This window comes from Cupriavidus sp. 05N40, assembly GCF_056397305.1.
On sequence record NZ_JBFTND010000187.1, the window covers coordinates 1 to 14,626 of the forward strand.

The window sequence follows — 14,626 nt, forward strand, 5'->3', positions numbered from 1 at the left end:
ATGTGGTTCAGCCCCTGCACACCGGGCTCCAATCCATAGATGAAGGCATGCGAATGGTGTTGTGAGGGGTCATAGAGCGCCATGGCTTGCTCCAGATGCGCACGGGCGGGCACCAGTTCGCCAAGATAGAACAAGGCGGTTCCCAGCGCCCGACGCGCCTGGACCAATAACGCAGGATCCTGCGACGTTTCGGCAAGCGTCACCAATTGCTCTGCCAATTCGCGCGCGGTCTGGAGTTCAGCCCGAACTGTGTAGAACGTGCGCAGCCCCAGTATTGCAGGGAATAGATGGAGGGTTTCGCCGAGCTGCCGACACAGCTCCAGGGCGCGCGCGTACGCTGCCCCCACTTCCGGGGCGGCGAAGCCCCTGGTGGCCATCCAGGCCGGACCGAGGGTGATCTGGAGTGCAAGTTCCTGCTGTGCGCGTTCCTTGCTATCAGGCAGCGTCGCGAGCAGGGTCAGCGCCATGGTGAGGTGGGTGACGGCTTCTGCGTCGGCGGAGCGTTGCACTGCCTGGCGTCCGGCACGGTGCAGGTACTCCACGGCTTTTGGCGTGTTGCCGCTGCGGCTGAAATGATATGCCAGCTCGCTGCAGTGCTCCTCGAGCTGGGCGCTAAACAGGGCCTCGATCGCCTGGGCCGTGCACTCATGCAGCGCACGACGCCGCTCGCTTAGCAGGGAGCCGTAGGTCACCTCCTGGGTCAGCGCATGCTTGAAGCTGTACTCCACCTCCGGAAACGCCGGCTGCTCGTAGATGAATTCCCCGGCTTGCAGCCGCGCCAGCAGGCTCCTCGTTGTGTCCTCGGGCTGCTCGACGACGCGCGCGAGCAGGCTCCATGGAAATACCTTGCCGATCACCGCCAGGGTCTGCAGCAGTGCTTTCTCGGCTGGTTGCAGGCGGTCGATGCGGGCGGCGAGCACCCCCTGCACGGTGGCCGGGATGTGCAGCTTGCCCGGGATCTGCTCGAGACGGTAATGCCCGCGCTCGCCTCGCAGCACCTGCCCCTCGACCAGGTCCTGCACCACTTCCTCGATGAAGAATGGATTGCCTTCGGTCTGCGCCAGGATCAGGTGCTCGAGCGGAGCAATTCCGGCGGCATCGCCCAGCAGGGCTCGCAGCAGTTCCCGGGCTTCGGCTTCGCCCAGGGGACCCAGGCGTAGCTGGGTGTAGTAGCTCTTGCGGCTCCAGTCGTGCCGGTACTCGGGCCGGAAGTTGACCAGCAGCAGGATGCGGGCGCTGGCCACGCTCTCGCCGAGAAAGCCGAGGAAGGCCTCGGTTTCCCGGTCGAGCCATTGCAGATCCTCGACGATCAGCTCCAGCGGCTGGGCCAGGCTTTCCCGCACCAGCAGCCGCTTGATCGCCTCGAAAGTGCGCTGCTGGCGGATCTGGGCGTCCATCGGCGCCAGCGCCGAGTCAGGCTCGGCGGCCCCCAGCAGGTGGAACAGATAAGGCAGGCTGTCTTCGAGCGCGCGGTCCAGCGTCAGGAGCTTGCCGGTGAGCTTCTCGCGCCGCCGGCGCTCATCGTCCTGCGCCGTGATCTGGCAGTAGTTGCGCAGCAGTTCGATCAGTGGCAGATACGGATAGGCCTTGCCGTGCGACACCGAGAAGGTTTCCAGCACCAGGCAATCGCGCGGCGCGAGCAGCTTGAACTCATGGCAGAGCCGCGACTTGCCGACCCCTGGCTCGCCGACCACGCCGACGATCTGACCATGTCCGGCCCGCGCCCTTGCGCGCGCCTCATATAGTTGTTCAAGCTCGCGGGCACGGCCGACAAAGCGCGCCAGCCCGCGGCTGGCCGACACCTGCAGCCGGGTGCGCAGCGGGCCGGGGCCGAGCACTTCGAAGACCGCGAGCGGCTCGGGCAGCCCCTTGATCGGCGTCGCGCCGAGCGCCTTGAACGCGAAATAGCCTTCGGTCAGGTTGTGGGTGTGTGCGCTCGCGACGATCGAACCGGGCACCGCGATGCTCTCCATGCGCGAAGCAATGTGGATCGATTTGCCCACTGGGTCGTAGTCAGTGTGCAAGTCCTGGGTGCGGATCGCGCGCACCACCACTTCGCCGGAGTTGATGCCGACGCGGATCTGCAGCGCGATCCCCTGGGCCAGGCGCACTCCGTCGGCGTAACGGCGCATGGCCTCCTGCATGCGCAGCGCCGCCAGCAAGGCCCGCTGCGGATGGTCTTCGTTCGCGATCGGCGCGCCGAACAGCGCCAGGATGCCGTCGCCCATCGACTTGGCCACATAGCCCTCGTAGTGATGCACGGCCTCCATCATCAGCGCCAGCACCGGGTCGATCAGGCGTCGCGCATCTTCGGGATCGAGGTCATGGATCAGTGCGGTCGAGCCGGCCATGTCGGCGAACAGCGCGGTGATTGTCTTGCGCTCGCCGTCTGACGGACCGCGAGCTTCCATCTCTGCTTGCGCCGCCCGGATGCGCTCGGCCAGATAGGGAGGCGTGTAGTCGATTGGCGTGTTGGGCGCACAGGTCGAGACAGGGAGCGTGCCGCCAGGAGGTCCACTTAGCGATGCGCCGCATTCGCTACAGAACTTGGCGCTCGCAGCCGCCCCCTGGCCGCAGGCCGGGCAGACGCGCACAAGCCTGGCGCCGCATTCCTCGCAGAACTTTGCGCCTGCCGCATTCTCGAACCCGCAGATTGCACAGCGCATGGGCTAGGCACCCTTTCCGGGCGCATGGAAGATTCACCTATTAGATGTTATCAATTGCGCCCCAGAAATCGAGATATGTTCACACGCGGAGTGCATGCATACCCTCTTCTGGTGTGGAGCGGCGCAAAACGTGCACAAACGCGGGGGGCGCCAGGATGCTTTAAGCAAGAACGCGCCGAATCAGGTGTGATGCGTCAGCCGCCGAGGCCCCCGGACGTTACCCGTTACCTCCCCTTCTTTGCGGCCTCTCCAAGGTGATCGATCAGCGCCAGCACGGTCCGCGTTTCGCGCGCGCCCCGCCGCGTGATGATCTTGAAATCGAGATGCGTGGTGTAGCGCTCTGGCGCAATACGGCGCAACAGGCCGGGCGCCACCCACGCATCGGCATAGTGCGGCGGCAGGAAGCCAATGTAGTTCCCGGACAGGATCAGCATGGCGCGCCCTTCGACGTTATCCACCATCGCTGCAGCCTCCTGCATCCCGAGCAGGTCAAGCTCCTGGCGCCCGAGGTAGCCGCGCGTCGCCAGGTTCGCACTGGCAACCTGCTCCGCCTGGCCCTTCTGACCGGCATGGGAGAAGAGCGGATGCGGCGATGCGCAGTAAAGTCCTTGCTCCTCGCGATAGAGCATGCGGTAGTCCAGGCCCGCTACCGGGTCCGGAAACGGTCCGACCGCGAGGTGGAGGCTGCCATCCAGCACCCGCTGTTCGAGGCGGTTGGGCGAGTCGATCTCGATATGTAGCTGCACCTTCGGCGCGGCTTGGCCAAAGCTGCGGATGGCGGCCAGTTGAGGCGCCCCACGGTCGGTAAGCGTGGCCTCGATCAGCCCCAGGCGAAGTACGCCGTGAAGCTCACGGCGGATGGTCCCGGCTTCCATCTGGAAGGTGTCCACTGCCGCGAGCAGTCGCTGGGCCGCAGCGTGCATTTGCTGGCCCTCCTCGGTCAGGCGAAACCCGCTGCGCCCGCGCTCGCACAAGCGCACACCCAGTCGGGTCTCGAGTTGCGTCATGTGCTCGCTGATGCTGGACGCGCCAATGCCCAGCAGCGATTGCGCCGCGGCAAAGCCACCGCATCCCACGATAGTTTCGAAGATTCTCAGTAGCTTGAGGTCCACATCGCGGAGTTTCACGTTCCCGTCTTTAGTTCGGATTTTAACGAACTGAAGTTCTAAACATTCTGATTGTACCGGACCATGCCGTTGTCCAGAATGAACTCGTCCCCACCGCATCAACGAAGAAAGGATTAGTGAACGCGATGTCTGAAAATCAATATGAGAAGGGCCGGCTCGACCTCCCATTCGTCGGTATCTGCACGTTCGGCAAATCGCCGCTCTGCCTTGACTGGGATGCCATCGACGCCGACGTGGCGGTCATCGGCGCGCCGTTCGACTGTGGCACCCAATGGCGAGCCGGCGCGCGTTTCGGGCCGCGCTCGATCCGCGAGGCGTCCACGCTGTTCTCCTTCGGCCACAGTGGCGCCTATGACTTCGAGGACGATGTCGTGTACATGCCGGCCAGCGAGGTCAGGATGGTCGACATTGGCGACGCCGATATGGTGCATACCAATACCGAAAAGTGCCATGCCAACATCGAATACGGGGTGCGCAAGATCCTGAAGGCCGGCGCGCTGCCCGTGGTGCTAGGCGGGGATCATTCGATCAATRTCCCCTGCATCGCGGCCTTCGAAGGCCAGGAGCCGTTCCACGTGGTCCATATCGACGCCCACCTGGACTTTGTCGACGAGCGGCATGGCGTGCGTCACGGTCACGGCAACCCCTTGCGCCGCGCCGCGGAGAAGAGCGTCGTCAGCGGCATGACCCAGATCGGCATCCGCAACGTGTCCTCTACTGCACGCGAGGGGTATGCCCAAGCACGCGAGATGGGCTCGGACATCATCTCGGTGCGCCAGCTTCGCAAGCTCGGCATCCAGGGGGTGCTGGACCGCATCCCGAAGGGCGTACGCTATTACCTGACCATCGACATCGACGGGTTCGACGTCTCCATCGCGCCTGGCACAGGTACCCCGAGCCATGGCGGGCTGACTTACTACGAGGGTCTGGAATTGTTCGCTGGCCTGGCCGAGCAGGGCGACGTGGTGGGGATCGACCTGGTAGAAGTCGCTCCCGACTATGACCATACGGGATCCACCGCCATCCTTGCCGCGCAGCTTTTGCTCAACACGATCGGCCGGGTGATGCACCAGCGCAAGCTCAAGCGCGCCGCTGCGCGCTGAGCGCTGAACGCAAAAGGGGCCGCGTCGTCATCAGGCATGCCGTCGTCTTTACATGGCCATGCAGCGCGCCATTCAGCGGCGTCGCGCGACCTGGCAAAAAAGGGGAGCCGCAATGTTTCGTCAATCTCGTTTCTGGGCAGGCCTGGCCGCCGGCGTGCTGGCGTGCCCGTTGCCGTCCTTCGTCATGGCTGCGGAGCAGCAGGTCGTCAAGGTCGGCCTGACGGGGCCACTGTCCGGCCCGCAGGCCGCCATTGGCAAGGACAATGAAAACGGCCTGCGCATGGCCATCGATCAACTGAATGCGCAAGGCCTTGTCGTCAACGGCAAAGCCGTGCGTTTTAGCCTGGTCTCCGAGGACGACGCCGCAGATCCGCGCACCGGCATGTCGGTTGCCCAGCGCCTGGTGGACGGGGACGTGAAGGTGGTGTTCGGGCCGTTCAACTCGGGCGTCGCCATCCCGATCTCCCGCCTGCTGGACCAGGCCGGGGTAGTGATGGCAACGGTGGCTTCGAACCCGGCAGTCACCCAGTCCGGGTACACCTATGTCTTCCGGATCTCGGCCAATGACAGCCAGCTTGGCAAGCGCATGGGCGAGTTTGCTTCGGTCAAACTGCGCGCCAGGCGTTTCGCGGTCATCGACGACCGGACCGCCTACGGCCAGGGTGTGGCGGACGAGTTCGTCAAGGCAGCCAGGGCGCAAGGCATCGAGATCGTCGCCCGCGAATACACCTCGGACAAGGCCGTAGACTTCGTCCCGATTCTGACCCGAATACGCGGCATGAAGGTGGACGGCATCTTCTATGGTGGCTACTACTCGCAGGCCGGACCCCTGCGCAGCCAGATGAAGCGGCTCGCCATGGCCGACGCCTATCTGCTCGGTGGCGATGCGATGTGCAATATCGAACTGGCCAGGCTGGGGGGCGATGCCGTGGACGAGCATGTGTACTGCCCGCAGGGCGGTCCCGTGCTCGAGAACACCGGCCCGGGGCGCCAGTTCAAGAGCGACTACAGGAAGCGCTACAACACCGATCCGCTCACTTACAGCGCGTCTATCTATGACGGCCTCAGGTTGGTAGCCCAGGCGATGAAGACAGCCAACTCGGTCGAGTCGGCGCAGTACCGGGCAGCGCTGGCGGGTATCGATATGGAGGGCGTGGCCGGCCGATACCGCTTCGACCCCAACCGCGACCTGCGGGATTCGCCGATCACCATCTACACCTACCGCAACAGCGCCCTGGTGCCATTGCCGCAGGACAGGTAGCGCCAGTTCGCTGGCATGCCTCGTCGGCGGGCGCGACATAGCCGTGGCATCGGGATTTCGTTTTCTTGTCGATGGATCGGCGATCCGCTGTATCGCTGCGCCTTCTTACCCTGCATAAGGAGTTCAACACCCCTTATTACCCACAGAGCAGATCCACAAGACACACAACAAGACACACCACAAGACTGGTCGCCGGTTGCATGCGGCAAAAGCCCATGCCTGGATAGACGTAGCGCGACCAGGACAAAATAATCCGGAGACAGAGTATGAGTAACACGAAATCCTTGCGCGGCGCGGAGGTGCTACCAGGTGGCAATCGCCCGGGATACCCGGCGAGCCAGGCCCGCAGCAGCGCCGTGGATGCCGACACCAGGCAGGTACTGCGCCGCGCTACCGCGGCAGGCTTTATCGGCACCTTTATCGAGTGGTTCGACTACGCCGCCTACGGCTTTCTTGCAACCGTCATTGCGGTAGTGTTCTTTCCCAAGAGCGACCCGACCACCAGCCTGATGGCTACCTATGCCGTATTCGCGCTGTCCTTCGTCGTGCGTCCGATCGGAGGGGTGATCTGGGGGCATTTCGGCGACAAGTTCGGCCGGCGCAATACGCTGTCGCTGTCGATCATGATCATGTCCTGCTCGACCTTCCTGATCGCCTTCCTGCCGACTTACGGGCAGGTGGGCTTGTGGGCGCCGGTACTGCTGCTTGTCATCCGGCTGGTCCAGGGCTTCTCGGCTTCAGGCGAATACGCCGGCGCCTCGGCCTTTCTTGCCGAATATGCACCGAACCGCAAGCGCGGGCTCTACACCAGTGTCATCCCTGCCGCGGAAGCCGCCGGCCTGCTGTTCGCGTCGCTGTTCGTCGCCGGGCTGCATACGGTGCTGACCTCCGGACAGTTGCTCGAATGGGGCTGGCGCGTGCCGTTCCTGCTGGCCGCCCCTTTTGGGCTGGTTGGCCGTTACATCCGGCTTCAACTAGAAGATACGCCGAAGTTCGTCGCGATGGAGCACGCCAATCACGCACCGCAGGCGCCGCTGCGCGAGTTGCTCACCTCGCATCGCCGTACCATGCTGGTCGGCTTCGGCGTGACCTGCCTGAACGCCGTCGGCTTTTACTTGTTGCTCAGCTATATGCCTGTGTACCTGTCAAAGGAACTCGGCATGAGCGACTCGGTGTCCTTCCTGGTCTCTACCGTATCGCTGGCCAGCTATGTCGTGATGATTTTCGTGATGGGCCTGCTTTCCGACCGGTTCGGGCGGAAGACGATGCTGGTTTCCGCCTGCATCCTGTTCGCGCTCTTCACGGTGCCGCTGTTCCATTCGCTGTCGAGCGCCAGCATCGTCGGCATCTTGCTGATTCAGGTGGCACTGGGCGCCTTCCTCACCATCAACGACGGCACGCTGCCGTGCTTCCTGTCGGAGAGTTTTCCGACCCGCGTGCGATATAGCGGCTTTGCACTGTGCTTTAACAGCGCGAACGCCTTGTTCGGCGGCACCGCCCCCCTGGTCGCGACCTGGCTGATCAGCGCCACGGGCAATAAGCTTGCACCAGCCTGGTACCTGGTCGGGGCTGCGGTGGTGTCGCTGATTGCCATCCTGGCCAGCCGTACGCCTTCGGGCGGTGCGTTACCGGACTAAGCAAGCAAGGGGCGCAGCTTGACGCATCGGCTGTGATCCCGGGCAGCCCGGCCGCAAATCGGCCGCTAAGCGGCCACTAAGCGGCTGCAAGACGACGCAGGAGAGACCGGGGATGGTACGTGCCATCCCCGGCGCCGACGGAGCAACCACCCCGGAAACTCTCAGGCAAAAGGACTGTGGCGTCGATTCAAGAATCTGGAGAGTGGCATTGCAAGGAATGCCCACCGAAGGGGACGGCACCGGTCACCGGCCGCTGCCAAAGCTCTCAGGTACCGGGACAGATGGGGTAGGAAGCCGAGGATTCGGCCATCGCTTTGCCTGACAGAGGACCCTGCCATGTCTCAAATCATAGTCATAGGCGCCGGCATTACCGGCGTCACCACCGCCTACACGCTATCGAAACTCGGATACGAGGTGACTGTCGTCGACCGCCATCTTTATCCCGCCATGGAGACGTCGTTCGCCAATGGCGGCCAGCTCTCCGCGTGTAACGCGGAAGTCTGGAACAGCGCGGGAACGATACTAAAAGGGCTGAAATGGATGCTGAAACGCAACGCGCCGCTGCTGGTGAACCCGAAGCCGTCGTGGCACAAATACTCGTGGATGGGGGAGTTTGTGTCGAACATCGCGCGTTATCGGGAGAACACCATCGAAACGACGAAGTTGGCGATTGCCGCCCGCCAGCATCTCTTTGCCATGGCCGAGCAGGAGAATATCCAGTTCGATCTGGAGCGCCGCGGCATCCTGCACTTCTATCATGACAAAGCGGCTTTCGAGGCCGCGGGCAGGACGAACGCGCTACTCGTGGCAGGCGGACTGGAGCGCTTTGCGGTGTCGCCGCAGGAGATCCGGGCGATCGAGCCGACGTTGCAAGGCCAATACTTTGGCGGGTACTTCACGCCATCCGATTCAACCGGGGATATCCATAAGTTCACGCGCGGCCTGGCGCTCGCTTGCGAGCGCCGCGGCGTGCGCTTCCTGCAGGGCTGGGACGTGCGAAGCATCGACCTATCCGCCAGCGGCGTGCGTATCGGCCTGCAGGCGGTGGACGGTGTGGCGTCGCCATCGGTCCACGCCGGTGCCGCGTACGAGATCGCCGGCGATGCGCTGGTGGTTTGTGCCGGTGTGGGCAGCCGGCATATTGCCGGCATGCTGGGCGACAGGATCAATGTCTATCCGGTCAAGGGATACTCCATTACCGTGCACCTGGACGATGCCGACAGCGTGGCGAACGGGCCGTGGGTCAGCCTGCTCGACGAAAGCGCAAAGATCGTGACGAGCAGACTTGGCAAGGACAGGTTCCGCGTGGCAGGTACCGCCGAATTCAATGGACAAAACCGAGACATCCGAGCCGACCGCATCGAGCCGCTCGTGTCATGGACGCGTCGCAACTTCCGAATCAATACCTCCCGCGTAGTCCCCTGGGCGGGGCTTCGCCCGATGATGCCGGACATGATGCCGCGCGTGTCAAAAGGCAGGGCGCCACGGGTGTTCTACAACACCGGCCATGGCCATCTTGGATGGACGTTGTCTGCTGCAACAGCGGCAACGATCGGCACGACCATCGCCGAGAGCTATCCCGTTGGGTAGGAGGCAGTCGGACAGCAAGGCAAGTCAGGTATCTCGCTCCGGGCAGGAGCGAGCTTCGCATGTCGGCGCCGGGGGCTCCTTTACTGCGCCTACGTCGACTGGCGGCCCCGTGCTGGGGAGCCGCGCTACTGGGCTGGGATGGTGATCAACGGCTGCGACTCCTTACTGCCGGTATCCGCCAGCGTGAAGAACAACATGATGGCCGCAAGGGCGCGTTTCGTTGTCAGGTCGCCTTGCTCAACCCAGAACCAGTAGCCACGGTACCGTACCGCAGCATATGGCTCGGCGGGCCTTTCCTTGCCACTGTGAATCCTTAGGGCGCCTTGTTGCCTCTCAGTTGTGCCCGGCGCAACCGCAGGCAGCGCACTGTGGTCTCTGATGTGTTCCTCCGGAACGTCCAGGTAGCTGGAAAAGGCGCTCATGATTTGCAGCATCGAGCGGCTGTTCACCGCAAGTTCGTCGTCCGCGCCGCGGGCTGGGGAATACCGGAGGATGAACTCCTGCCTGGTCAGTGGCATTCTGAGCAGGCGGCGGATCTCGGTCATTTTTTCCTCGATGTCGGGAGTCACGCCGTCACGCCGGAAAAGCACGACGGCGGTTGAACCTTTGCTCTTGCTATCCTCAACACGCATCCCGAACGCGCCGGCGCCCTGCACGTCGCGCAGCAATGCGATGGCTCGCAGAAACGCGGGATCCGCCTCGCGCATCGCCCCTGCAACCGTCGAACGATTGCGCACGCCATTGAGCGACTCCACGGTCATGCTCAGCAGGAAATCTGCGGCATAGCCGCTCTGAAGCATGAAGAAGATGTTTCTGGGCTCGATCGGCACCATCAGCCCCTGCACAAACCGTTGCCCGGTCGCTGGCGTGTAGGTAATGGTAGGCCGGTCCGTATATACCCCTTGTACCCCGGCGGAAACGAAATTGCCCTGTACGGTGTTGGCCGAGGAGACAGTGCTGTTCATAGACACACCAGTCTGCAACGAGTAACCACTGACAACCGACGCCACGTCTACAAAGACCGGCAGGTCCATGTAGCGAAGCTTGACGATGTTCAGCAGCGTTTGCTGCTTCCAGGAGTCCGCGATCGCCGCGCTGTAGTCGAAGCGGTCCGCAACGATGGTCGTGGGGCCGATAGACCCACAGCCAGCGAGCAGCGCGAACACCCCGAGCCACAGGCGGGGCCTGCGATTCGCCAGCCTTGCAAGGCGCAGCGTGCCAAGCATACTTCCGTGGTTTGAGGGTTCCATGGTCTTTGGTTCTTTTTGGTGGACCTCTTGTCTGATCGCCTGACCCGCGCATGCGAGGCCATCCCGGGTGATGCGATGCGATGTGATGCAATTAGCACTAATCGTGTGACCAAACTCCTGACGACCTGCCTCTAGAACACTATACGAATGCGACCGGGGACAAGTTGGTGCAAGTTGATGGCCAGCACCGGATTCGCACGCGGCATCGTTAGCACCGGCCATCTCTGGCGGCAATGCTCTGCTTCTCCCATGTGGTTCTCTCTTCTCTCTGAAGGGAAGGTGCCGTGCGATCAGCGGATGGGAATCACGGGGGCGGTAATAGTCCGTTCCTCGGTCATGAGAACTGCGGCGTGCATGCGGTGCAATTCAAACGGGATGCCTTGCGCTCTGAGTGCGTGGGCCATCGAGACTAAAGGTGTTACGCCAATACCACCGGCCACGACACTGACGCGGGACGACGCCATGGCGTGAAGTGGAAAGCTGTTGAATGGCCCCGTCATCTCGATGGTGCTTCCCACCGCGAGTTCATCATGCAGGCATCGGGCGCCGCCTTTGCCATGCACTTCGAGCTGTACGGCGATGCGATATGTGTCGGACGGCCCCTGCGCGCCGCTATCTACATGGCGCGCAGCCAGATCGGCGAACCCCTGAGGTGACGAAGTAAAGAAGTGCGGGCCCGGCATACCAGCCGGGCCCTTTTCTTATGGAGACTTCGAAGACGTCTCGATCCTGCCAGTCTGAAGCATGTCCGCCAGCAATCTGGCCGATTGCCTCCTGGTACCCCAATTTACCGTCGTATTGGCATGCGCTCCGTTCGATTCCGGGCTCCTGGCAGCAGCGGGTCTGTGGCAAAGGCGCCGTGCTGCGCCGGGAGGCGGGGCGGAAAACACTCAAACCCCATCCCCAAACTCCTTCCTCAACTCACTCTTGAGCACCTTCCCCGCCGCCGACAACGGCAGGCTGCTGCGGAACGCGAAGCTCTTGGGGCATTTGTACGCGCCCAGCCAGGTGCGGCAGTGCGCGCGCAGCTCATCCGCGGTGGATTGCGCGCCCTCGCGCAGCAGCACCACGGCGTGCACGGCCTCGCCCCATTTCTCGTCGGGGATGCCGATGACGGCGCTGGTGGCCACGGCCGGGTGGCGGCCCAGCGTTTCCTCTACCTCGGCGGGGTACACGTTCTCGCCGCCGGAGATGATCATGTCCTTGATGCGGTCCACCACGTAGAGGTAGCCCTCGTCGTCCATGTAGCCGCTGTCGCCGGTGTGCAGCCAGCCGTTGCGCAGGGCCTGCGCGGTTTCTTCGGGGCGGTTCCAGTAGCCCATCATCACCGCGGGGCCGCGCGCCAGGATCTCGCCCATGCTGCCGGTGGGCACCTCGCGCCCGTCGGGGCCGGCGATGCGCAGCTCGGCCGCGTAGCCGGCGCGGCCGGCAGAGCGCAGGCGGCCGCCTTCGCGCGCCTGCGGGGTGCTGCCGATGTGGTGGGCGGACACCGAGGCGGCTGTCTCCGTCATGCCGTAGGCGTGGAGAAATTCCACGCCGGGCAGCGCGGCCATGGCGCGCTCCAGCAGCGGCAGCGCGATGGGCGCGGCGCCCCAGACAATGCGGCGCAGGCTGGTGAGGTCGTACCCGGCAAAGCCTGACGCATCTACCAGCATCTGGATCATGCTGGGCACCAGCACCATGTCTGAGATGCCTTCCTGCGCGATGGTGCGCAGCACGGTGTCGGGCTGGAAGCCCGGCAGCATGACGCAGGTGCCGCCCACCACCAGCTGGCCCACCAGGCGGCCCAGGCCGGCCACGTGAAACAGCGGCGCCACCAGCAGGGAGACAAAGTCGGGCGGGTTGGGCACGTCCGCCATGCGGCCGATGCACGAGGCCCACAGGTTGCCGTGGGAGAGCATCACGCCCTTGGGGAAGCCGGTGGTGCCGCCGGTGTAGAGGATGGCAGCCAGGTCCGCCGTGGCGGCGCGGGCGTCTGCCACCGGCTGGGCGTCGGTGATCAGCGCGGCGTAGTCCAGCATGCCGGCGGGCGCCGGCTGCGGGCCGACATGGACGATGGCCTGCAGGCCCGGCACCTGGCGGCGCAGCGCGCCGGCCAGCGCGGCGAAGGGTTCGCCCGCCAGCAGCACGCGCACGCCGCAGTCGTGCAGGGCGAAGGCCATCTCGGCCTGGCTCCAGCGGGTGTTGACGGGGTGCAGCACGGCGCCGGCCCACCAGACCGCCAGCTCCGTTTCCACGTACGCCGCGCCGTTGGGCGCGAGCACGGCCACGCGGTCGCCGCGCGCCACGCCCAGGGATTGCAGCGCGCCGGCCAGCCGCGCCACGCGCGCGGCCAGCTGGCGGAAGGTCAGGCGGGTCTGCCCGTCTACCAGGGCGATCTTGTCGGGGTGGCGTTGCAGGGAGCGGTGTAGTCCGGCGGTCAGGTGCATGGGTATTGTCTCCTTGTGCTGGGTGGCGGCTGCCTCGCCCCGTGGCGCATGCGCCAGCGGTGCGGGGCGGCGCTGGCCTGCGCCTGCGCCCGCGGGCGCGGGCCAGCGCGGATCGGCGTGATGGTCTGCAGGTCTCCGCACATTTAAGCGCCGCAGCGCGCCCACGCCAATTGCGGAACCGCTCAACGCGATTGGCAGGAAATGACACCGGCCCGGCGGGCAGCCGCGCGGGCATGAGCGTTTCTGCCAATCGGTTTGGGCGTTCCGGCAATTGTGGGCGGGAGTGCCGGCCGGCTAGCCTTGGCGCGACAGGAGCCAAGCGCCTGCGACACGCACACAAGAACAAAGGAGACAACCATGCAAGACAAAACAAAGGCGGGCGCCCTGCCCCGCCCGGCCTGGCGTAGCCTGGCGCGGCGCCTGGGTGGCCTGGGGGGTATGTTGGCGCTGGCGGCATTGACGGCGGCCGTGTCCGTATCCGTGTCTGCCCCGGCGCTGGCCGCTGGCCCTTATCCGGCCAGGCCGATCGAGTTCTGGATCCCGTTCCCGCCGGGCGGCCCCACCGACGCGCCGATGCGCGCCCTGCTCAATGCCGCCGGCAAGGAGCTCAAGCAAAGCATCGTGCCCATCAACAAGCCTGGCGCCGGCGCCACGCTGGCGGCCACGGTGATGAGCCAGACCGCCGCGCCGGACGGCTACACGCTGGCGCTGGTGGCGGCCAATATCTTCCGCATGCCGCACCTGCAGAAGACGGTGTACGACCCGCGCAAGGACTTCACCTACATCATCGGCCTGACCAACTACCGCTACGGGCTGGTGGTGCGCGCCGACGCGCCGTGGAAGACGCTGGAAGACTTCCTGGCGTATGCCCGCGCCAATCCGGGCAAGGTCACCTACGCGGCGGTGGGCACCGGCAGTTCGGGCCATATCGCCATGGAGAAGCTGGGCAAGGCCGCCGGCGCCAAGTTCACCTTCGCGCCGTACAAGGGCGGCTCGGAGGAGCTGATGGCGCTGATGGCGGGCGATATCGACGCGGTGCTGGACCCCGGCTGGGGCCCGTATGCCGTGGCCGGCAAGGTGCGGCCGCTGGCGATTGTGGGCGACGCGCGCTTTCCGCGCTTCAAGGACGTGCCCACGCTGAAGGAGCGCGGCTTTGACATTACCGCCAGCTCGCAGGTGGGCGTGGTGGGGCCGCGCGGCATGGACCCCGCCGTGGTCAGGCAGTTGCATGACGCGTTGCGCAAGGCCGCGCAGTCGCCGGCGTACCAGGCCGCGCTGGAGGCCATCGACCTGCAGGAGGTGTACCTGAGCAACGACCAGTATGCGCAGTTCGCCGCGCAGCAGTACGAGCGGGAGAAGGTGGTGGTGCGCGAGCTGGGCATCCGGCTGGACTGAAGCGCGCGGCGCGGCATGCCGCCGTGCCAGCTGCTTGCCCATGCTGCAGCTTGATACTTTTTGCCAATGGTTTTGTCCCGATCGGCGATTGGCGGGCGCGGGCACGCGGGGCACACTGCATTGCGAGGGGCGGCCCGGCCGCCAGACCAGGAGACCAGAGAATGACCC

Annotated in this window: 10 protein-coding genes and 1 riboswitch; of the genes, 5 read left to right on the top strand and 5 right to left on the bottom strand. The window is 64.7% G+C overall.

The genetic code is table 11. The annotated features are described in order from the left end of the window. Both AC1DO7_RS31815 and AC1DO7_RS31820 read right to left on the bottom strand, forming a co-directional pair. A partial coding sequence (locus AC1DO7_RS31815; RefSeq protein ID WP_477116997.1) for an AAA family ATPase occupies positions 1-2,666 on the bottom strand: 2,666 nt, incomplete at its 3' end. 224 nt (positions 2,667-2,890) lie between these two features. Beyond that, positions 2,891-3,793 carry a LysR family transcriptional regulator gene (locus AC1DO7_RS31820; protein ID WP_441622379.1) on the bottom strand — a complete coding sequence of 301 codons (903 nt, stop codon included), beginning with the start codon at positions 3,791-3,793 and terminating at the stop codon, positions 2,891-2,893. A 125-nt stretch (positions 3,794-3,918) separates the two neighbouring features. On the opposite strand from AC1DO7_RS31820, the gene speB reads away from it, so the two are divergent. From speB to AC1DO7_RS31840, 4 genes are all read left to right on the top strand, one after another. Next, positions 3,919-4,896, top strand: coding sequence for an agmatinase (speB, locus tag AC1DO7_RS31825; RefSeq protein WP_477116998.1), 978 nt, complete (start codon positions 3,919-3,921; stop codon positions 4,894-4,896). A gap of 112 nt (positions 4,897-5,008) precedes the next feature. Continuing rightward, positions 5,009-6,157 (top strand): branched-chain amino acid ABC transporter substrate-binding protein, encoded by a 1,149-nt coding sequence (locus AC1DO7_RS31830; protein WP_441622383.1) that lies wholly within the window; start codon positions 5,009-5,011, stop codon positions 6,155-6,157. Positions 6,158-6,423: 266 nt separating this feature from the next. Then, a complete protein-coding gene (locus tag AC1DO7_RS31835; protein ID WP_441622385.1) occupies positions 6,424-7,794 on the top strand; it encodes an MFS transporter in 1,371 nt (456 codons plus the stop codon). 87 nt (positions 7,795-7,881) lie between these two features. Then, positions 7,882-7,981, top strand: a riboswitch (glycine riboswitch). A 149-nt stretch (positions 7,982-8,130) separates the two neighbouring features. Next, positions 8,131-9,384: a D-amino acid dehydrogenase gene (locus AC1DO7_RS31840; protein ID WP_441622387.1), complete on the top strand. Its 1,254-nt coding sequence runs from the start codon at positions 8,131-8,133 to the stop codon at positions 9,382-9,384. 125 nt (positions 9,385-9,509) lie between these two features. On the opposite strand, the gene AC1DO7_RS31845 is transcribed toward AC1DO7_RS31840, so the two are convergent. The 3 genes from AC1DO7_RS31845 to AC1DO7_RS31855 form a co-directional block, all read right to left on the bottom strand. Further along, positions 9,510-10,634: a hypothetical protein gene (locus AC1DO7_RS31845; protein ID WP_441622389.1), complete on the bottom strand. Its 1,125-nt coding sequence runs from the start codon at positions 10,632-10,634 to the stop codon at positions 9,510-9,512. Positions 10,635-10,924: 290 nt separating this feature from the next. Continuing rightward, entirely contained in the window at positions 10,925-11,317 is a 393-nt protein-coding gene (locus AC1DO7_RS31850; protein WP_441622391.1) for a ferredoxin reductase domain-containing protein, read from the bottom strand. Between the two features lie 207 nt (positions 11,318-11,524). Beyond that, complete coding sequence (locus AC1DO7_RS31855; RefSeq protein WP_477116999.1) at positions 11,525-13,063, bottom strand: acyl-CoA synthetase; 1,539 nt, start codon at positions 13,061-13,063, stop codon at positions 11,525-11,527. 357 nt (positions 13,064-13,420) lie between these two features. On the opposite strand from AC1DO7_RS31855, the gene AC1DO7_RS31860 reads away from it, so the two are divergent. Beyond that, the gene (locus AC1DO7_RS31860) at positions 13,421-14,458 is read left to right on the top strand and encodes a tripartite tricarboxylate transporter substrate binding protein (RefSeq protein ID WP_441622395.1); all 1,038 of its coding nucleotides are present in this window, start codon (positions 13,421-13,423) and stop codon (positions 14,456-14,458) included. The last annotated feature ends 168 nt before the right edge of the window (positions 14,459-14,626 follow it).